The organism is Calidithermus timidus DSM 17022 (assembly GCF_000373205.1).
GTDB classification, from domain to species: Bacteria; Deinococcota; Deinococci; order Deinococcales; family Thermaceae; genus Calidithermus; species Calidithermus timidus.
In genome coordinates, this window is the sequence record NZ_KB890688.1 from 431,462 (window position 1) to 448,387 (window position 16,926).

The 16,926-nt window shown below is 65.2% G+C and carries 18 protein-coding genes; 9 read left to right on the forward strand and 9 right to left on the reverse strand.

All coding sequences use genetic code 11. The features are described 5' to 3' along the window. Positions 1–90 precede the first annotated feature (90 nt). Together B047_RS0105285 and B047_RS0105290 are read right to left on the reverse strand one after the other, a co-directional pair. Positions 91–357, reverse strand: coding sequence for a winged helix-turn-helix domain-containing protein (locus B047_RS0105285; RefSeq protein ID WP_018465917.1), 267 nt, complete (start codon positions 355–357; stop codon positions 91–93). A gap of 106 nt (positions 358–463) precedes the next feature. Further along, positions 464–1,708: an aminopeptidase gene (locus B047_RS0105290; RefSeq protein WP_018465918.1), complete on the reverse strand. Its 1,245-nt coding sequence runs from the start codon at positions 1,706–1,708 to the stop codon at positions 464–466. A 264-nt stretch (positions 1,709–1,972) separates the two neighbouring features. On the opposite strand from B047_RS0105290, the gene trpB reads away from it, so the two are divergent. Genes trpB through B047_RS0105310 form a run of 4 tightly spaced genes read left to right on the forward strand, consistent with a single transcriptional unit; the run spans position 1,973 to position 5,737 of the window. After that, positions 1,973–3,223, forward strand: a complete 1,251-nt coding sequence (gene trpB / locus B047_RS0105295; protein ID WP_018465919.1) for a tryptophan synthase subunit beta — start codon at positions 1,973–1,975, stop codon at positions 3,221–3,223. Next, entirely contained in the window at positions 3,223–4,005 is a 783-nt protein-coding gene (gene trpA, locus B047_RS0105300; RefSeq protein WP_018465920.1) for a tryptophan synthase subunit alpha, read from the forward strand. The genes trpB and trpA overlap by 1 nt, the downstream gene beginning before the upstream one ends. A 24-nt stretch (positions 4,006–4,029) precedes the next feature. Further along, the gene (locus tag B047_RS0105305; protein WP_018465921.1) at positions 4,030–4,896 is read left to right on the forward strand and encodes a DNA-methyltransferase; all 867 of its coding nucleotides are present in this window, start codon (positions 4,030–4,032) and stop codon (positions 4,894–4,896) included. Further along, complete coding sequence (locus B047_RS0105310) at positions 4,859–5,737, forward strand: MBL fold metallo-hydrolase (protein WP_018465922.1); 879 nt, start codon at positions 4,859–4,861, stop codon at positions 5,735–5,737. The genes B047_RS0105305 and B047_RS0105310 overlap by 38 nt, the downstream gene beginning before the upstream one ends. A 6-nt stretch (positions 5,738–5,743) precedes the next feature. On the opposite strand, the gene paaZ is transcribed toward B047_RS0105310, so the two are convergent. Beyond that, the gene (paaZ, locus tag B047_RS0105315; RefSeq protein ID WP_018465923.1) at positions 5,744–7,795 is read right to left on the reverse strand and encodes a phenylacetic acid degradation bifunctional protein PaaZ; all 2,052 of its coding nucleotides are present in this window, start codon (positions 7,793–7,795) and stop codon (positions 5,744–5,746) included. Between the two features lie 343 nt (positions 7,796–8,138). On the opposite strand from paaZ, the gene trxA reads away from it, so the two are divergent. The 5 genes from trxA (at position 8,139) to B047_RS0105340 (ending at position 11,081) form a co-directional block, all read left to right on the forward strand. Beyond that, positions 8,139–8,558, forward strand: coding sequence for a thioredoxin (gene trxA, locus B047_RS0105320; protein ID WP_420805371.1), 420 nt, complete (start codon positions 8,139–8,141; stop codon positions 8,556–8,558). A 20-nt stretch (positions 8,559–8,578) separates the two neighbouring features. Further along, the gene (locus tag B047_RS0105325; protein ID WP_018465925.1) at positions 8,579–8,986 is read left to right on the forward strand and encodes an Hsp20/alpha crystallin family protein; all 408 of its coding nucleotides are present in this window, start codon (positions 8,579–8,581) and stop codon (positions 8,984–8,986) included. 18 nt (positions 8,987–9,004) lie between these two features. Continuing rightward, entirely contained in the window at positions 9,005–9,445 is a 441-nt protein-coding gene (locus B047_RS16280) for a phosphate-starvation-inducible PsiE family protein (protein ID WP_018465926.1), read from the forward strand. A 144-nt stretch (positions 9,446–9,589) separates the two neighbouring features. Then, a complete protein-coding gene (locus B047_RS0105335; protein ID WP_018465927.1) occupies positions 9,590–10,438 on the forward strand; it encodes an SDH family Clp fold serine proteinase in 849 nt (282 codons plus the stop codon). A 76-nt stretch (positions 10,439–10,514) separates the two neighbouring features. Beyond that, complete coding sequence (locus B047_RS0105340) at positions 10,515–11,081, forward strand: glycerol-3-phosphate acyltransferase (RefSeq protein WP_018465928.1); 567 nt, start codon at positions 10,515–10,517, stop codon at positions 11,079–11,081. 9 nt (positions 11,082–11,090) lie between these two features. Here the strand turns inward: B047_RS0105340 and asnS are convergent, their stop codons facing one another. The 6 genes from asnS to tpiA all read right to left on the reverse strand — a co-directional run bounded on the left by asnS (position 11,091) and on the right by tpiA (position 16,926). Continuing rightward, a complete protein-coding gene (gene asnS, locus B047_RS0105345) occupies positions 11,091–12,416 on the reverse strand; it encodes an asparagine--tRNA ligase (RefSeq protein ID WP_018465929.1) in 1,326 nt (441 codons plus the stop codon). 124 nt (positions 12,417–12,540) lie between these two features. Next, entirely contained in the window at positions 12,541–13,539 is a 999-nt protein-coding gene (locus tag B047_RS0105350; RefSeq protein ID WP_018465930.1) for an alpha-ketoacid dehydrogenase subunit beta, read from the reverse strand. After that, positions 13,536–14,573, reverse strand: a complete 1,038-nt coding sequence (pdhA, locus tag B047_RS0105355; RefSeq protein WP_018465931.1) for a pyruvate dehydrogenase (acetyl-transferring) E1 component subunit alpha — start codon at positions 14,571–14,573, stop codon at positions 13,536–13,538. The genes B047_RS0105350 and pdhA overlap by 4 nt, the downstream gene beginning before the upstream one ends. Before the next feature lie 108 nt (positions 14,574–14,681). Beyond that, positions 14,682–15,806 carry a pyridoxal phosphate-dependent aminotransferase gene (locus B047_RS0105360; protein WP_018465932.1) on the reverse strand — a complete coding sequence of 375 codons (1,125 nt, stop codon included), beginning with the start codon at positions 15,804–15,806 and terminating at the stop codon, positions 14,682–14,684. A gap of 20 nt (positions 15,807–15,826) precedes the next feature. Further along, positions 15,827–16,165, reverse strand: coding sequence for a nucleoside triphosphate pyrophosphohydrolase family protein (locus tag B047_RS0105365; protein WP_018465933.1), 339 nt, complete (start codon positions 16,163–16,165; stop codon positions 15,827–15,829). After that, the gene (tpiA, locus tag B047_RS0105370) at positions 16,162–16,926 is read right to left on the reverse strand and encodes a triose-phosphate isomerase (protein WP_018465934.1); all 765 of its coding nucleotides are present in this window, start codon (positions 16,924–16,926) and stop codon (positions 16,162–16,164) included. The genes B047_RS0105365 and tpiA overlap by 4 nt, the downstream gene beginning before the upstream one ends.

Consider the following 16,926-nt stretch of genomic DNA (forward strand, 5'->3'; position numbering starts at 1 on the left):
TCACTTCGGCACCGGCGATGATTCTATCTCGAGCGCACGCGCCAGAGCGATTGATGATCGATAGCTGAACGCGATCTTCCCGGGTCGTGCTCAGTCGGCCACCGATCCCGGAACCGGCGGCTCGTGTGTGCCGAAGTCGAGATCCCTCGCCCGCAGGGCGTAGTACCCTGGCGCGACCCGCTCGAAAGGGGAATACGCCCAGCGCACGCTGGCGGTGAGTTTTTGCAAGACGTTGTCGGCTAGGCTATCGGTCTCTTTCCAAAGCCCTTTCTCCACGATGCGCCGGGTAATTTCCCGGTGGTAAAGCGGACCCTCCGCTTCCCGCAGCACGATTTCGATGGCCTGGACCAGGGTCATAACTTGAACTCGAGCCTAGCAAGCCAAAGAGTAAATCCCTGCGGCAAATAACCAAGCTTTTGCTAAGCGAGTTCAAAGACGATAACCGGAGGTATGGCCAAGCGCTCTAAAGGCCAGGCACCCACTCGCCCGAGCGCATCAGCGGCTCGAGGGTTCCGCTGAAGGTGACGCCGTCCACATCCACCTCGTTTGAGCCGATCATCCAGTCGACGTGGATGAGGCTCGAGTTCGCCCCGCGCGCGGCCAGCTCTTCCGCGCTGAGCCGCTCACCATTCACCATGCACTCGCTGTAGGCCTGCCCTAGGGCGATGTGGCTGGCGGCGTTTTCGTCGAAGAGGGTGTTGTAGAAGAGGATGCCCATCTGAGCGATGGGGGAAGAATGGGGCACCAGCGCGACCTCACCCAAGCTTCGCGCGCCCTCGTCGCTCTCGAGCAACTTGCGCAGGATCTCCTCCCCTTGGCGGGCGCTGGCCTCGACGATTTTGCCCCCCTCGAAGCGCACCCGGATACCGTCGATGAGGCTGCCCTGATGGGAGAGCGGCTTGCTCGAGCTGACGTAGCCCTCGATGCGGTCCTTGTGGGGGGTGGTGAAGACTTCCTCGGTGGGGATGTTGGGGTTACAGGCCACGCCGTTCTTAGCCGGGCTTCTGCCGCCGACCCACAGGTGCCCTTCGGCCAGGCCCACCCGCAAGTCGGTGCCGGGCCCCCGAAAGTGTAGGGCCTGGTAGCGCCTGGCGTTGAGAAAGTCCACCCGCTCCTTGAGCTGCCGGTTGTGGGCTTCCCAGGCGGCTACCGGGTCGTCCTGGTCCACCCTCGAGGCCTGGAAGATGGCCTGCCACAGCCTGGAGACGGCTACCTCTTCGGGGTCGTTGGGGAAGACCGCCTTGGCCCAGGCAGGGGTGGCGTAGGCCACGATGGTCCAGTTGACGTGGAAGCGGGTGATGAGCTCGAGCGCCGGTTGATAGGCGATGGCCTGGGCCTTGCTTGCGCGGGCCACGCGCCCGGGATCTTGCCCTTTAAGCAGCGTGGGGTTCTGCCCGCTGATGGCCAGCCGGGCCGCACCGCTGCGGTAGGCCTCGGCCATGGCCCGGTAGAGCCAGGCGGGAGCTTTGTCGAAGCTTTCCTCAGGAGCGTGCTGGAAACGGGCCAGGGTGGCCGCGTCGTCGCTGAAGAGGGTGGTGACCAAGGAGGCCCCGGCCCTGTAGGCTTGCTCGGTGATCTTGCGGGTGAGCTCGAGGGCTTCGACGGGGGCGGTCATGACCAGTTCCTGCCCCGGTTGGAGGTTGAGGCCAACCTTCACTGCGATCTGGGCCAGGCGATCGAGTTTGGTGGTGAAGTCGTTGCTGCTCATGCCCCAACACTCTACCCGAAGCTTGACGACGCCTTGTGATGGCCGATACCCTGGGGCGAGCATGGAGGGCATAAGACCCCGCACCCCCCGCAGCTATAAGTGGCACCACCAGAAGTGGAGGCAGAGCCTCTACGCCCGGCGCTGAAAGCCGAAGACCGCAGGGGTCTTCGCCGTACACGGTTTAAGACGCAAAGCGCAAGATGCCAAAGGTCGTATGTCGTAGCTAGGGGCTATCGACCGTCGGCCTTGAAATGAGGTGCCCGCATGCAACTACCCAACTACCCCTTGCCCGACTCCCGAGGCCGCTACGGCGACTTCGGCGGACGCTACGTGCCCGAGACGCTGATCCCGGCGCTCGAGGAGCTCACCGCTGCCTACCTCCACTTCAAGCACGACCCCGGCTTCCTCGAGGAGTACGAGTACTACCTCAAGGAGTACGTGGGCCGTCCCACGCCCCTGTACTTCGCCGAAAACCTGACCCGCCACCTCGGCGGGGCCAGGATCTACCTCAAGCGCGAGGACCTCAACCACACCGGAGCCCATAAGATCAACAACACTTTGGGTCAGGCCTTGCTATGCAAGCGCATGGGCAAGAGGCGGGTCATCGCCGAGACAGGGGCCGGGCAGCACGGGGTTTCGGTGGCGACGGTAGCCGCCTTGATGGGCCTGGAGTGCGTGGTCTATCAGGGTGCCGAGGACGTGCGCCGCCAGGCGCTCAACGTCTTCCGCATGCGGTTGTTGGGGGCTGAAGTGCGCTCGGTAGAGAGCGGTACCAAGACCCTCAAGGACGCCACCAACGAGGCCATCCGTGACTGGGTAACCAACGTGCGCGATTCTTTCTACATCATCGGCTCGGTGGTGGGGCCACACCCTTATCCGGCCATGGCCCGCGACTTTCAGAGCGTCGTGGGTGAGGAGGTCAAACAGCAGTTGCTGGCCAAAGAGGGCCGTGCGACCCCTGATGCGGTGATCGCCTGCGTGGGGGGAGGCTCCAACGCCATCGGGGTGTTCGCGCCCTTCGCCTACCAGGAAGAGCGCCCCCGGCTCATCGGCGTCGAGGCCGCCGGGCACGGGCTGACCTCGAGCATGCACGCCCTCTCCATCGGCGCGGGCCGCAAGGGAGTGCTGCACGGGGCGATGATGTACCTGCTTTACGACGAGGACGGCCAGATCCAACCGGCCCACTCGGTCTCGGCGGGCCTGGACTACCCCGGCGTGGGCCCCGAACACTCCTACTTTGCCGAGCGGGGCATCGCTGAGTACGTGGGCATTACCGATGACGAGGCCCTGGAGGGCTTCAAGCTCCTGGCGCGCCTGGAGGGTATCCTGCCCGCCCTCGAGAGCGCCCACGCCATCGCCTACGCCGCCAAGTTGGCTCCCGAGATGGATCCCGAGCAGGTCATCGTCATCAACCTCTCGGGCCGTGGAGACAAGGACGTGGTGGAGGTGATGCGGGTGCTCGAAGAGCGCCGAGGCTCGAGGGCCGAGGGTCAAGTGTCCCAGGGGGTGGCTTGATGACCACCCGCGAGGCCTTCGAACGCGCCGCCGCTGAAGGCCGAGCTGCGCTGATCCCCTACGTCATGGCCGGATATCCCGACGCCACGGGGGCCCTCGAGCTGTTGCGCCGGGTGCTGCCCTTTGCCGACGTGCTCGAGATCGGCTTGCCCTATTCCGACCCCTTGGGCGACGGTCCGGTGATCCAGCGGGCCTCCGAGCAAGCCCTGAGGCAGGGCACCCGCCAGAAGGACGTGCTCGAGTTCGTGCGCCAGGTACGCACCCTCACCGACAAGCCGCTGTTCGTGATGACCTACATCAACCCGGTAATCGCCGCCGGGCCCGAGCGCTTTTTCGAGGCCTTCCGCAGCGCCGGGGCCACCGGGCTGATCCTGCCCGACCTCCCCCCGGACGAAGACCTCGCGCTGGTTGAGAAAGCGCACGCGGCGGGGCTCGAGACCACCTTCCTCCTGGCTCCCACCTCCACCGACGCCCGCATAAGGACCGTCGCCCCCTTCTGCACCGGCTTCGTTTACACCGTCTCCGTCACCGGCGTCACCGGGGCCCGCGACCGTCTGCCGGAGGGCCTCCCGGAATTGGTCCAGCGCATCAAACAGCACACCGACGCGCCGGTGGCCATAGGCTTTGGCATCTCGAGCCGCTCTACCGCCGCCCAGGCCGCGAGGGCCGCCGACGGCGCGGTGATCGCCAGCGCCCTCATCCGTGCCCACGAGGAGGGGAGAGCCGTAGAGCCCGTACTGGAGGAGGTGCGGCTGGGGCTCTTTAGGCAGGCGAGCGTTTAGCCCACAACCAGTACAATCCAAAGCATGAAGCGCATCGTCCAGGCGGAGTGCCTGAGCTATACCCAAACGCTCCCGGACGCATCTTTCCCCCTGATCTACCTGGACCCGCCCTTCAACACCGGCAAACCCCAAAAGCGCAACCGCATGCGGGTGGTACAGGATGAAAACGGCTCGCGCAGTGGCTTTGGTGGCAAGAGGTATCGCAGTGAAGTGCTGGAGTCTCCAGCCTATCCCGATTCCTTCGAGGACTTCCTGGGCTTCCTCGAGCCCCGCTTGCGCGAGGCCTACCGCCTGCTCACCCCCACCGGTTCGCTCTTCGTCCACCTCGACTACCGCGAGGTCCACTACGTCAAGGTGCTCCTGGACGGTATCTTTGGCCGCAAGCACTTCATCAACGAGATCATCTGGGCCTACGACTACGGAGGCCGCCCGCGCAACCGCTGGCCCGCCAAACACGACACGATCCTCTGGTATGCCAGAGACCCCGAGGCCTACACTTTCAACCGCGAGGCCATCGACCGCATCCCTTACATGACCCCCAGGATGGTCGGTCCGGAGAAGGCGGCCAGGGGTAAAACCCCTACCGACGTGTGGTGGCAGACCATCGTCCCCACGGGCGGCAGGGAGAAGACCGGTTACCCCACGCAGAAACCGCTCAAGCTGCTCGAGCGCATCGTCAGGGTTCACTCCAACCCCGGCGAGGTCGTGCTCGACTTCTTCGCGGGATCGGGAACCACCGGTGAGGCCGCCGCACGGCAGGGGCGGGGCTTCGTGCTGGTGGACCAGAACCCCGATGCCCTCGAGGTCATGCGGCGTAGACTCGCTCCCTACGACCCTGAGATAATCAACTTCGATGCGCCCCCCGCTTCACTTCAAGCTCGGCGAGCTTGAGCTGTTCGTGCTCAACGACGGGGATATCTGGCTCGACGGGGGCTCCACCTTCGGGGTGGTCCCCCGCGTCATCTGGAGCCAGCTCACCGAGCCCGACGAGCAAAACCGCATCCGCCTGAGCATGAACCCCCTTCTGGTGCGGATTGCCGGGCAGTGGGTACTTATCGAGACCGGCATCGACCGCAAGCCCGGTCCTAAGCACCGTGAGCTCTATAGGCTCGGCGACGAAAACCCGGTGCTTGCCCAGCTCGCCTCGCTCGGCGTCTGGCCCGAGGACATCGCCTGGGTGATCAACACCCACCTGCACTTCGATCACGCCGGGCTCAACACCCGCCTGGAGGGGGGAAGATTGCTCCCTACCTTTCCTAAAGCCCGCTACGTTGTGCAGAAACAGGAGCTAGAGGACGCCACCCATCCTCATGAGCGCAGCCGCGCCAGCTACCTACCCGAGAACATCGAGCCCGTGCTCGAGGCGGACCTCTTCGAGGTCGTGGAAGGGGAGGCCGAGCTGTTGGGGGGCCTGCGTCTGATCCCGGTCCCCGGCCACACCCTGGGCATGCAGGCGGTCGAACTCGAGTCCGAGGGCCAGCGGCTGGCCTTCACCGCTGACCTGGTCCCCACCCTCATGCAGACCCCGCTGCCCTACATCATGGCCTTCGACCTGTACCCCATGACCACGCTGGAGACCCGCAAGAAGATGTATGTGCGCTGGCTCGAGGGCGATTACCTATTGTGCTTCACCCACGAGCCGGGTTACCCGTTGGGGAGATTGATCCAAACCGAGAGGGGCTACCGGGCAGAACCCGCTCCGGGAGGGGAGGCAATCGGGCTAGTTTTGTGACACGCCCTAGGCTCGCGCTGAGGATTCCCCCCTACGCTCCACCAGCGTCAGGATGTCGTACAGTGCCACGGTCTTGCCCTCTTGGTTGGTGATCTCCACCGCCCAGGTCACCACCCCCGTCGGGCGCTCGCCGGGCTTGGGGTCCTTCTTGGTCTTGCTCTTTACCGTCAGACGGGCCTGGATGGTGTCGCCGATGCCCACCGGCTCGATGAAGCGCAGCTTCTCGAGCCCGTAGTTCGCCAGCACCGGCCCCGGGGCCGGGCTCACGAAGAGCCCAGCAGCCGCCGAGATCAGGAAATAGCCGTGGGCTACGCGCTTGCCGAAGATGGAATCCTTGGCCCCGAGCTCGTCCACGTGGGCGTAGAAGTAGTCGCCGCTGACGTTGGCGAAGTTGACGATATCGGCCTCGGTGACGGTGCGGCGGTGGGTGAGGAAGCTCTCGCCGATCTGGAGGTCCTCGAAGTACTTGCGGAAGGGGTGCACGCCGTCGCTTTTGGTCTCGGCCCCGCGCACGTACTCGCGGGAGATGAAGCTCAGGGTGGTGGGGTCGGCCTGGATGGCGCTGCGCTGCATGAAGTGCTTGATGCCCCGCACCCCGCCCATCTCCTCGCCCGCCCCGGCCCGCCCCGGCCCGCCGTGGATGAGCTGGGGCAGGGGGGAGCCGTGGCCGGTGTTCTCCTTGGCGTTCTCGCGGTTGAGGATCAGGAGGCGCCCGTGCGAGCTGGCGCAGCCGAAGAAGAGCGTGCGGGCCTCGTCGCGGTCGTGGGTGACGATGGAGCCGGCGAGGCTGCCCCGGCCCATCTTGGCGAGCTGGATGGCCTCGTCGAGGTTGCGGTAGGGGAGCAGCGTGGCTACTGGGCCGAAGGCCTCGACCTCGTGGGGCTCGCGGGCCTTTAGTGGCTGGTCGCAGTACAACAGCCGCGGGCTGAGGAAGCCGCCCTTCTCGGGGTCGCCGCCCAGGAGCTCGAGGGGGGCTTCGAGCACCACCTCGCAGCTGCGGGAGAGCTCGCCCACGCGCTCTTTGACCTCCTCGCGCTGGGCGGTGCTCACCAGCGGGCCCATCCGCACATCCTCGCGGCTGGGGTCGCCGATGGTAATCCTGCTCAGGCGCTCTTTGAGGGCCTCGATCACCGCCTCCACCTTTTCGGCGGGCACGATTACCCGCCGGATGGCCGTGCACTTCTGCCCGGCCTTGACGACCATCTCGTTGGTCACCTCGCGCACGAAGAGGTCGAACTCGGGGTCGCCGGGCTCCACCGTAGCCCCCAGGATCGAGCAGTTGAGGCTGTCGGCCTCGAGGTTGAAGGGCACCGAGTGGGCTACCAGGTTGGGGTGGGTCTTGAGCTTGCGTCCGGTGGAGGCTGAGCCGGTGAAGGTCACCAGGTCCTGCTCGCTGAGGTGGTTCAGCAGATCGCCGGTGCTGCCGCAGATGAGCTGGATGGCCCCCTCGGGTAAAATCCCCGACTCGATCATGGCCCGGAAAACGGCTTCGGTGAGGTAGGCGGTCTGGGTGGCGGGCTTGACGATGGCCGGAACCCCGGCGATGAGGCCGGGGGCCAGCTTCTCGAGCATCCCCCACACGGGAAAGTTGAAGGCGTTGATGTGCACTGCCACGCCCTCGCGGGGCACCAGGATGTGTCGCCCCAGGAAGGTCCCGGCCTTGGAGATCTGCTGCACGTCGTCCTCGACCAGGAACTTCTCGTTGGGCAATTCGCGCCGGGCCAGGCTGGAGTAGGAGAAGAAGGTCCCGATCCCACCCTCGATGTCCACCCAGCCGTCGCGTCGGGTGGCACCGGTCTTGAAGGAAAGCTCGTAAAAGCTCTCCTTGCGCTCCATGAGGTACTGCGCCAGCGCCCGCAACATGGCGGCCCGCTCGTGAAAGGTATAGCGGCGCAGGTTAGGCCCACCCACCTCGCGGGCATAGCGCACCATCGCCCCGAAGTCCAGCCCCGTGCTGCTGACCGTAGCGACGGGCTCTCCGTAGACCGCGTCTGTGACCAGAATTCCACCGTCGCTGGCCTTAAACCAGCTTCCTGCGGCGTAACTGCTGAGTTGCATCGATCCTCCCTAAGGTACTAACTAACGATTGTTAGTCAGTATATCAGGCTTGGCCGCCTCGAGCTTCCGCGGCTTTGCGCGTGCTACCCTAAGTTGATCGCCAATAAGTACAATCAGATATCTTGACAAAGCTTTACTCAATGTGCTACTGCTGAAGCCGGGAGGAGTCGCCTATGGTGAGGGATCTCGGCGTCGCACGCTTGTGCCTGGGGGCTCCTCCGGGGAAGGAGATGAGTAGACGATGACCGATCTGACCCTGTTGATTCTCCGGCTGATGGGCGCTTCTCTGCTGGCCCCGAGCCCTCGCTCGGCGCGGCTCTCTTGAGGTGGTTTGGTGAACACCGTGGTGACCTGCCCTTCCTGCGGGGCTAAGAACCGCCTGGGCACCCCACCCGCCGGCCGGGTGCCGGTTTGCGGGGCCTGCAAGAAGCCCCTGCCCTGGCTGGTGGAGGCCGGCGAGGGCGGCCTCACGCCCGAACTCCAGGCCGGCGTGCCGGTGTTGGTGGACTTCTGGGCCCAGTGGTGTGGCCCCTGCCGTATGATGGCCCCGGTACTCGAGGAAATTGCCCGCGAGCAGGCCGGGCGGCTCAAGGTGGTGAAGCTGAACGTGGACCAGCATCCCCTCCCAGCCAGCGCTTATCAGGTACACAGCATCCCCACCCTGATCCTCTTCAAAAACGGCCAGCCCGCCGAGCGCATTGTCGGAGCCGTGCCCAAAGCGGCCCTCCTGGCCCGACTGGCTCCCCATCTACAGAAGAACTGAGTTGTGGAGGTGAAAAAGCTATGCTAGAGCGCATCTGGCCTTTTACGCGGCGTAGCAAATTTCGCAAGGCCCTGGACGAGGCTTTGGAGAAAGCCTTTGAAGGAGCGGACTTCGAGCCCAGCAGCGAGCTGGTAGAAGAAGAGGGGCGTTACCTGCTGCGCACCGAATTGCCGGGCCTGGACAAGAAGGATGTCCAGGTGTATCTCGAGGGGCCTTTCCTCATCATTGAGGCCGAGCGCAAGGAGGAGCAGCGTAAGCGCCACCTATCCGAGATCTACTATGGCCGCATTTACCGCTCCATTCCCCTGCCCGCCGACGCCCGACTCGAGGGGATCCAGGCCCGCTTGAGGCGGGGAGTGCTGGAGGTGGAAATCCCCCGTGCTCCCAGCCCTGGCCCAGCCCGGCGCTCCATCGCCATCGAGGGCTGAAGCCAAAGTGAGGGGATCATGCAAAAGGGTCTCCAGCAGAGCGTCCTCCGGGGGTTTCGCTTCACCATACAGCTCATCTTCAACTTGGCGATCCTGGCCTTGCTGCTGGGGCTTTTGATCGGGGTTGGGCGAACGCTGCTCGAGCTGGGCCTGACCCTCTCCGAGCCCAGCGTGCGCCTGGGTTTGAAAGACTTGGTCACCAACGTGCTCTCGCTGGTGGTGATGCTGGAGCTGGTACGGGCTTTCGTGGAGTACTTCGAGTACGAGCGCATCCGGCTGGAGGTGCTCTTGGAGGTGGGGGTGGCCTTTGTGCTGCGGGAGATGCTGCTGGGCCTGTTCGGCGGCGACATTCAGGGCACGGAAGTACTGCTTTGGAGCAGTGGCTTGCTGGCTTTGGTGGCAGCCCGCGCCCTGGCCACCCAGCAGTGGGGAGGGGGCAAGGATGCGCGTTCGCGTTGAGGAAGCGGTTTTACTAGCAGCCCAGGTACCAGGTAGTGGTTATGCTGGTACTGGCTTCCATCCTGCTGGGCGCACGCCCCTGATCGCTTCGAGGCGGAGCGGGTGAGGGGCCTGGGTAGCTTGCTTTTCTACCGAGGAGGCGCGATGGACATCTTTTTCCAGTTGTTCTGGCTATTCTTCATCCTCTCCACCCTGACCCCCTACTTCAACCAGCAAATGCTCCTGCTCGGTCGCGCGCGCAAGATCACCGAACTCGAGCGCAAGCGTAAGAGCCGGGTTATCACCCTGATCCACCGCCAGGAGGGTTTTTCCTTCTTAGGCATCCCCTTCGCCCGCTACATCGACATCGACGACTCCGAGCAGGTCTTGCGGGCCATCCGCCTCACCGACCCCCAGCTGCCCATCGACCTGGTGCTGCACACCCCCGGCGGGTTGGTGCTGGCTGCCGAGCAGATCGCCGAGGCCCTCTTGAAGCACCCCGCCAAGGTCACGGTCTTCGTGCCCCACTACGCCATGTCCGGCGGCACGCTCATCGCCCTAGCCGCCGACGAGATCGTCATGGACGATAACGCGGTGTTGGGGCCGGTGGATCCTCAATTGGGCCAGTACCCTGCGGCTTCGGTGCTGAAGGTACTCGAGCACAAACCCATTAGCGAGATCGACGACCAAACCCTGATCCTGGCCGACGTGGCTCGCAAAGCCCTGCTTCAGGTCAAGGCCACGGTCAAGGGCTTGCTGCAAAAGCACCTCGAGGAAACCCGGGCCGAGGAGGTGGCCCAGATTCTCTCCCAAGGCACCTGGACCCACGACTACCCCATCAGCGTGGAGGAAGCCCGTTCGCTGGGGCTCAAAGTCTCCACCGAGATGCCCTTGGAGGTCTATGCCCTCATGGAGATGTATCCCCAGCCCAGAGGGGGCAAGCCCAGCGTGCAGTACGTGCCCCTGCCCTACGAGCGCGAACCCCAGCCCTCCGGCCCCCGGCGCCAGAGATAGGCGGCTTCAGGGTGATTGAACGAGGGTTGGGGCTTCTGGCTATGGGCAAGGCTAGCTTGCTTGTAGTCTAAGCTAGATGGATGGGCTTTTGCTGGTGCTGGCTTACCTCATCGGCTCGCTGAATCTGGCTATCGTGGTCGGTCGGCTCAAGCACCTCGACATTCGCCAGTGGGACATCGCCGGAGCTTCTGGAGTTTTTCGCCAATTTGGGCCGATGTGGGGAATCGGGGTGGGTTTGGCCGACATTGGCCGAGGGATGTTGGCCGCCCTGCTGGCGCAAGCGGCAAGCCCAGAGGTGCGGCCTTGGATGGGGGCGGCCTTGACTACGGGCCACATCTGGCCGGTGTTCTTCGGCTTTCGTGGCGGGGGCGGCCTGGCTCCGGCCTTCGGCTACGTGCTCTACCTGCTGCCCGGCCCGGCCCTGATTGGTCTGGTATTGGCCCTGGCGATTGGAGCCCTGCACAAGCTCACCCACGAACGCCTTTGGCCCCAGGTAGGCTGGTTGCCCTTCGGTGCCATCTTCGGCTTCGCATACGTGCTTGCGCTGACCTGGGGAGAGCCCGACTTCGCACAGCTATCGCTGCCCCTCGCTCCTCTGGCCATCCGTGCGCTGCTGGTGCTGAGTGGGCGCTGGTGGGGGTAACCCTTAAGGTCATGGCCGCATACGGGTGTACATTCGGGGGAAGGGAATCGCCTCGCGGATGTGCTCGATGCCGCAAATCCAGCGTACGGTGCGCTCGAGCCCGATTCCGAAGCCTGAGTGAGGCACCGTGCCGAAGAGTCGCAGGTCCATATACCAGTCGAAGACCTCTTCGGGCAGGCCGTGCTCGCGGATCTTCTGCCGCAACAGCTCGGGGTCGTGGATGCGCTGGCTGCCGCCGATGATCTCGCCCACGCCCTCGGGCGCCAGCATGTCGGCGTTTTTGACCAGCCGGGGGTCTTCGTCGTCGGGCTGCATGTAGAAGGCCTTCACGGCAGCGGGGTACTTTTCGACGAAGATGGGCCGGTCGAAGCGGCTGGTGAGGGCGGCCTCGTGGGGGGCGCCGAAGTCGTCGCCCCACTGCATGGGGGTGAGCCCCTGCTCAGGCTGCTCCCTTGCAATTTGGTTCACCATCTCCACCGCCTGGGTGTAGTGGATGCGGGGGTAGTTGCCCTGCGCGGTGGCCTGTAGCGCGGTGGTATCGCGCTCGAGCATTTGTAGCTCGAGCTTCTTCTCCTCCAGCACCCGCCCCACCAAATAGGCCACCAGCTCCTCCTGCAGCTGCATGTTCTCCTCGTGGGTCATGAAGGCTACTTCGGGCTCGATCATCCAGAACTCCAGCAGGTGGCGGCGGGTCTTGCTGCGCTCGGCGCGGAAGGTGGGGCCGAAGGTGTAGACCTTGCCGAAGGCCATGGCCCCGGCCTCGGCGTAGAGCTGGCCCGATTGCGAGAGATAGGCCTTTTCCCCGTCGAAGAGGTCCACTTCGAAGAGGTCGGTGGTGCCTTCGACGGCGTTGGGCGTGAGGATGGGGGCGTCGAGGCGAATGAAGCCCCGTGCGTGGAAGAAGTCGTGGATGGCCCGCTCGAGCTCGTCGCGCACCCGCAGTACTGCCCAGGCCCTGCGGTGGCGCAGGTGCAGGTGGCGGTGATCCATCAAAAAGTCCACGCCGTGCTCTTTGGGAGTAATGGGGTATTCCTTGCTGGGCAGGCTGATGACCTTCAGGCTCCTGACCGAAAGCTCGAAGCCGCCCGGAGCGCGAGGGTCGGAGCGCACCAGCCCCCCCACCTCGACGGCGGCCTCCTGGGGCAGGTGGTCGGCTTGCTCGAACTGCTCGTCGGGGAGTTCGCCCTTGAACACGGTAGCCTGGATGAAGCCGGTCCCGTCGCGCAGGGTGAGGAAGTGGATCTTGCCCTTGCTACGGCGGCCCGTGACCCAGCCGCGGATCAGGGCCTCCTGTCCTTCGCGCTTGCTGATTTCCTCGATGAAGACGCGTTGCATACCTTCAAGAGTTTAGCGTGCTTTGAGGAGTCGTCAAAAGCAAGACGCCAAACGCAATCGGCGTAGGGGCGAGCACGGAGCCCTCCCCTACTAGACCCTTGCCACTGCTGGCTATCGACCTCTTTCAGTACATCAGCACCCTTCGCACCGCCTCGAGCACCCTCTTAGCATCGGGTCGGTAGAAGTTCTCCACCGCGCTGAAGGGGGGGTAGGGCGCGTCCCAGCCGGCCACGCGGACGACGGGGGCCTCGAGGTAGTCCAAGGCCTCCTCGGCCAGGCGGGCCGCGATCTCCGCGCCGAAGCCGCCGGTGCGCATGGCCTCGTAGACCACCACGGCGCGGCCCGTCTTGGCCACCGACTCCACCAGCGTCGGGGTATCGAGCGGGACCAGGGTTTCCGCGTCGATGACCTCGAGTTCCACCCCCTCATGCGCGGCCACCTCGGCGGCTTTCTGGCACACCTCGACCATGCCGCCGTAGGCGATCAGCGTCGCGGCATTCCCCTCGCGCACCACGCGGGCCTTGCCGATGGGCAAGGTGTAGTAGCCCTCGGGCACCTCGGCCTTCACGCCGCGGTAGAGCTTGATGGCCTCGAGGAAGAACACCGGGTCGGGGTCCTCGATGGCCGCCAGCAGCAAGCCCTTGGCCCGCTCGGGGCTGCTGGGGATGATCACCTTGACGCCGGGGACGTGGCAGAGGATGGCCTCGGGGCTGTCGGCGTGCTGCTCGGGGGTCTTGACCCCGCCGCCATAGGGTGCGCGGATCACCAGCGGGATGGTGAAGCGGCCCCGGGTGCGGTGGCGCATGCGCCCGAGGTGCGAGAGGATCTGATCGAGGGCGGGGTAGAGGAAGCCCGCGAACTGAATCTCGGCCACCGGGCGCAGGCCAGCCATGGCCATGCCGATGGCGAAGCCCACGATTCCGCTCTCGGCCAGCGGGGTGTCGAAGACGCGCTTCTCGCCGTACTTGGGCTGCAGGCCGTCGGAGGCCCGGAACACCCCGCCCATCTTGCCCACGTCCTCGCCGAAGAGCACCACCCGCGGGTCGCGCTCTAGGGCTAAGTCCAGTGCCTCGTTTACCGCCTGGACCAGGTTGATCACGCGGGTGCCGCGCTCGACGATCATGCTTCACCTCCGTGCAGATACTGCCACGCCGCCTGCTGGTCGGGTTGCATCTCGGCGTAGACCTGTTCGACGATCTCCCAGGGCCTAGGCTCGGAAGCTTGGTCGGCCTCTTCCACCGCTGTGAGGAACTCGGCCTCGAGTTCCTCGCTCAAGGCCCGCTCCTTCTCCTCGTCCCACAGGCCCAGGTGCAGCAGACAACCCCGCATCCGATCGATGGGATCGCGCTTCTTCCAGGCCTCGGCCTCGTCTTCGGTGCGGTAGCGCCCCGGATCGTCGGAGGAGGTGTGAGGGGCTACCCGGTAGGTCAGAGCCTCGATGAGGGTGGGACCTTCCCCGGCGCGGGCCCGGGCCGCGGCCTTGCGGGCCACCGTCCAGACCGCCACCAGGTCGTTGCCGTCCACCGTTACGCCGGGGATGCCGTAGCCTTGGGCCTTCAGGGCGATGCGCTGGACCTTCATCTGCTTTTGGGTCGGCACGCTGATGGCCCAGCCGTTGTTCTGCACCACCACCAGCAGCGGCGCATCGAAGACCGAGGCGAAGTTGAGCCCTTCATGGAAATCGCCCTCCGAGGTCCCGCCATCCCCGATGAATACTGCCGCCACCGCATCCTTCCCCTGTAGCCGCAGGGCGTGGGCCACTCCGGCGGCTTGGGGTACTTGGGTGGCGATGGGGATATAGAACTGCACCATGTTCACTTCGGGCGGTGCCCCCCAACCGGCGGGATCGGCCCGCCAGCTCAGGATGAGTTTGCTCAGAGGCATTCCAAAGGTGATGGCTGCCGCCGTCTCACGATAGCTCGGCAGCAGCCAGTCGCGCGAGGGCTCTAAGCACAGCGCCACCCCCACCTGTGCCGCTTCCTGGCCGCGAAAAGGCGGATACACCCCCAGCCGTCCTTGCCGCTGCAGTACCAGCGCACGTTCGTCGAAGTGCCGCGCTCGCCTCAGGGCGCGGTAGCCCGACAGCAGCTCTTCCTCGCTCAGGGGTATGTCCCGCAAGGGTTTTCCGTCATCGTCAAGGTAGCGAACTGTATCCACGCCGATCAGTTTACCCTAACGCCCGTTAGGGGTTCGACCCGGTTATTCAAATAAAAAAATCACAAGCCAGACTTATCGTGAAATAAAGCACATAAAGCCTCCCCGCGCTCAGCCCTGGATCTTCAGGAAGCGCTCGAGCTGCTCCAACGCCCGCGCGATCTCCTCGGGGGCCTTGCAGAAGGCAAAGCGGACGAGCCCCTCGGGGGGTGGACTAGAGGCGTAGAAAGCGCTGCCGGGGATGAGGGCGACCTTGGCTTGCTGCACCAGGCTCTCAGCGCTCAAACCCGGCATGCGGGCGGTCAGGAAATAGGTGCCCGCCGGCTCGAAGACCTCCAGGCCCATGGCCTGCAGCCCCTGCGCGAGCAGGTCCTTGCGCTGGCGGTAACTCTCCCGAAGTTGCTGGTAAAAGCCCTCGGCTCGAGCGACGGGCAGGGCCTGGGCAACGGCGGCTTGTAGGGGGGCCGCCGAGCAGAAACTTGACCACTGGCGCATTCCGGTGACGGCGGGAGCCAGGCCGGGCGGGGTGACGATCCATCCGATGCGCCAACCGGTGGCCTCGAGCCGCTTTCCTGCCGAACCCACCGTGAACACCCGCTCAGGAGCCAGCGTGCGCAGGGGGGTGGGCGGTGCTCCGAAGTACAGCTCGTCATATACTTCGTCGCTGATGATCCAAAGCTCGTGTTTGCGGGCCAGGGCTACGATGGCCTCGAGCTCTTCCCGCGAGAAGATCGAGCCGGTGGGGTTGTAGGGGCTGTTGATCAGCAGGGCCCGGGTGCGCGGGGTGATGGCGCGCTCGAGTGCCTCCAGATCGAGTTCCCAGCCGTCCGTCAGGCGCATGGGCACCAGCACGGGCCTGGCACCCACCATCAGCGTTTGGGGCAGGTAGGCGTCGAAGTAGGGCTCGAGCATCACCACCTCGTCACCCTCGCCGTAGAGGGAGTCGGCCAGCGAGGACAGCGCCTCGGTGGCCCCGGCGGTGATCACGATGTCCTCGGGCGAGACCCCCAAATCCTCGGCCAGGGCCTCGCGCAGACTGGGCAGGCCGAAGGGCGGGGTGTACTGATCTACCTTTCCCACCGCCTTGCGGGCGGCCTCGAGCAAGAAGGCGGGCGGCGGGTTGGAGGGGAAGCCCTGGCCCAGGTTGATCGCGCCGTGCTGGAGGGCCAGGCGGCTCATCCGGGAGAAGATGCTCTCGGTGGTGATCTTGGTGCGGGGATGGAGCTCAGCGGGCATAGGTCAAGATAGCGCGTCTTTCAGCGGTTGTCGCCCTCGCCTTTGATCTGGCCGCGCTCGAGGCGGCTTTTGAGCTTTTCGAGGTTGGCCTCGGCGATCTCCTGCAGGCTCAAACCCAGCTCGGTGGCGATTTGAGCCAAGTACCACAGCACATCCCCCAGCTCCTGCTTCAGCGCTTCGCGGTCGGCCTCGCCGATCTGTCCACCCTTATCGCGAAAGAGCTTCTTGACCTTGCCGGCTACCTCGCCCGCCTCGTTGGCCAGGCCAAGGGTGGGGTAGACGATGGGGTGGTCGGTGTGGACCAGGTTCCAGGTCCTGCGCGACTCACGCTGGTAGTGTTCGAAGCTCTCCACCTTCACGCTTTCCCTCCGGGGGCGGCTTGCAGCAGCGCGATGAAGCTCTCGAGCTGCAGGCTGGCCCCGCCCACCAGCCCCCCGTCGATGTTGGGCTGGGCGAACAGGGCCGCCGCGTTGTCGGGCTTGACCGAGCCGCCGTAGAGGATGCGCACCCCGTCTGCGAAGGCCAGGTCGAAGCGGCGAGCGAACCAGGCGCGGATTTCGCGGTGCATGGCCTCGGCGTCCTCCGGGGTGGCGGTTCTGCCGGTGCCGATGGCCCAGACCGGCTCGTAAGCGATCACCAGTTGGTCGTGATCCTCGATCTCTACCCCCTCGAGGCTCCCCTCGAGCTGGCGGAGGGTGTACTCCACCGCTCCGCCGGCCTCGCGCACCTCCAGCGGCTCCCCCACGCAGACGATGGGGATGATGCCGTGCTCCAGGAGCCGCCGGGCTTTCTCGGCCACCAGCGCGTCGCCCTCGCGGTGATAGCTGCGACGCTCGGAGTGTCCGATGACGGTGTATTTGCAGCCTACGTCGGCCAGCATCCGCACCGAGACCTCCCCGGTATAGGCCCCCTCCACGTGAGCCGAGACATCCTGGGCGCCGTAGGCTACCACCGTACCCCAGAGCGTCTCCTGGGCAGCGGGCAGGGAGGGGAAGGAGACCATCAGGGCGGCCTCGGCAGGGGTGGTGGGGTAGCGCTCCAGCAGTTCCTTGAACCAGGCTCTGGCTTCGGAGGGGGTCTTATACATCTTCCAGTTGCCCGCAACCAGGGTTTTACGCAT

What these genes read in the sequence shown, in the direction of transcription:
- trpB (WP_018465919.1), top strand. Translation starts at nt 1,973, where the DNA reads ATGCAACTACCCAACTACCCCTTGCCCGACTCCCGAGGCCGCTACGGC.
- B047_RS0105350 (WP_018465930.1), bottom strand. Translation starts at nt 13,539, where the DNA reads ATGATCGTCGAGCGCGGCACCCGCGTGATCAACCTGGTCCAGGCGGTA.
- B047_RS0105310 (WP_018465922.1), top strand. Translation starts at nt 4,859, where the DNA reads ATGCGCCCCCCGCTTCACTTCAAGCTCGGCGAGCTTGAGCTGTTCGTG.
- B047_RS0105305 (WP_018465921.1), top strand. Translation starts at nt 4,030, where the DNA reads ATGAAGCGCATCGTCCAGGCGGAGTGCCTGAGCTATACCCAAACGCTC.
- B047_RS0105340 (WP_018465928.1), top strand. Translation starts at nt 10,515, where the DNA reads ATGGATGGGCTTTTGCTGGTGCTGGCTTACCTCATCGGCTCGCTGAAT.
- trpA (WP_018465920.1), top strand. Translation starts at nt 3,223, where the DNA reads ATGACCACCCGCGAGGCCTTCGAACGCGCCGCCGCTGAAGGCCGAGCT.
- B047_RS16280 (WP_018465926.1), top strand. Translation starts at nt 9,005, where the DNA reads ATGCAAAAGGGTCTCCAGCAGAGCGTCCTCCGGGGGTTTCGCTTCACC.
- B047_RS0105325 (WP_018465925.1), top strand. Translation starts at nt 8,579, where the DNA reads ATGCTAGAGCGCATCTGGCCTTTTACGCGGCGTAGCAAATTTCGCAAG.
- B047_RS0105335 (WP_018465927.1), top strand. Translation starts at nt 9,590, where the DNA reads ATGGACATCTTTTTCCAGTTGTTCTGGCTATTCTTCATCCTCTCCACC.
- B047_RS0105285 (WP_018465917.1), bottom strand. Translation starts at nt 357, where the DNA reads ATGACCCTGGTCCAGGCCATCGAAATCGTGCTGCGGGAAGCGGAGGGT.
- B047_RS0105360 (WP_018465932.1), bottom strand. Translation starts at nt 15,806, where the DNA reads ATGCCCGCTGAGCTCCATCCCCGCACCAAGATCACCACCGAGAGCATC.
- B047_RS0105290 (WP_018465918.1), bottom strand. Translation starts at nt 1,708, where the DNA reads ATGAGCAGCAACGACTTCACCACCAAACTCGATCGCCTGGCCCAGATC.
- asnS (WP_018465929.1), bottom strand. Translation starts at nt 12,416, where the DNA reads ATGCAACGCGTCTTCATCGAGGAAATCAGCAAGCGCGAAGGACAGGAG.
- tpiA (WP_018465934.1), bottom strand. Translation starts at nt 16,926, where the DNA reads ATGCGTAAAACCCTGGTTGCGGGCAACTGGAAGATGTATAAGACCCCC.
- paaZ (WP_018465923.1), bottom strand. Translation starts at nt 7,795, where the DNA reads ATGCAACTCAGCAGTTACGCCGCAGGAAGCTGGTTTAAGGCCAGCGAC.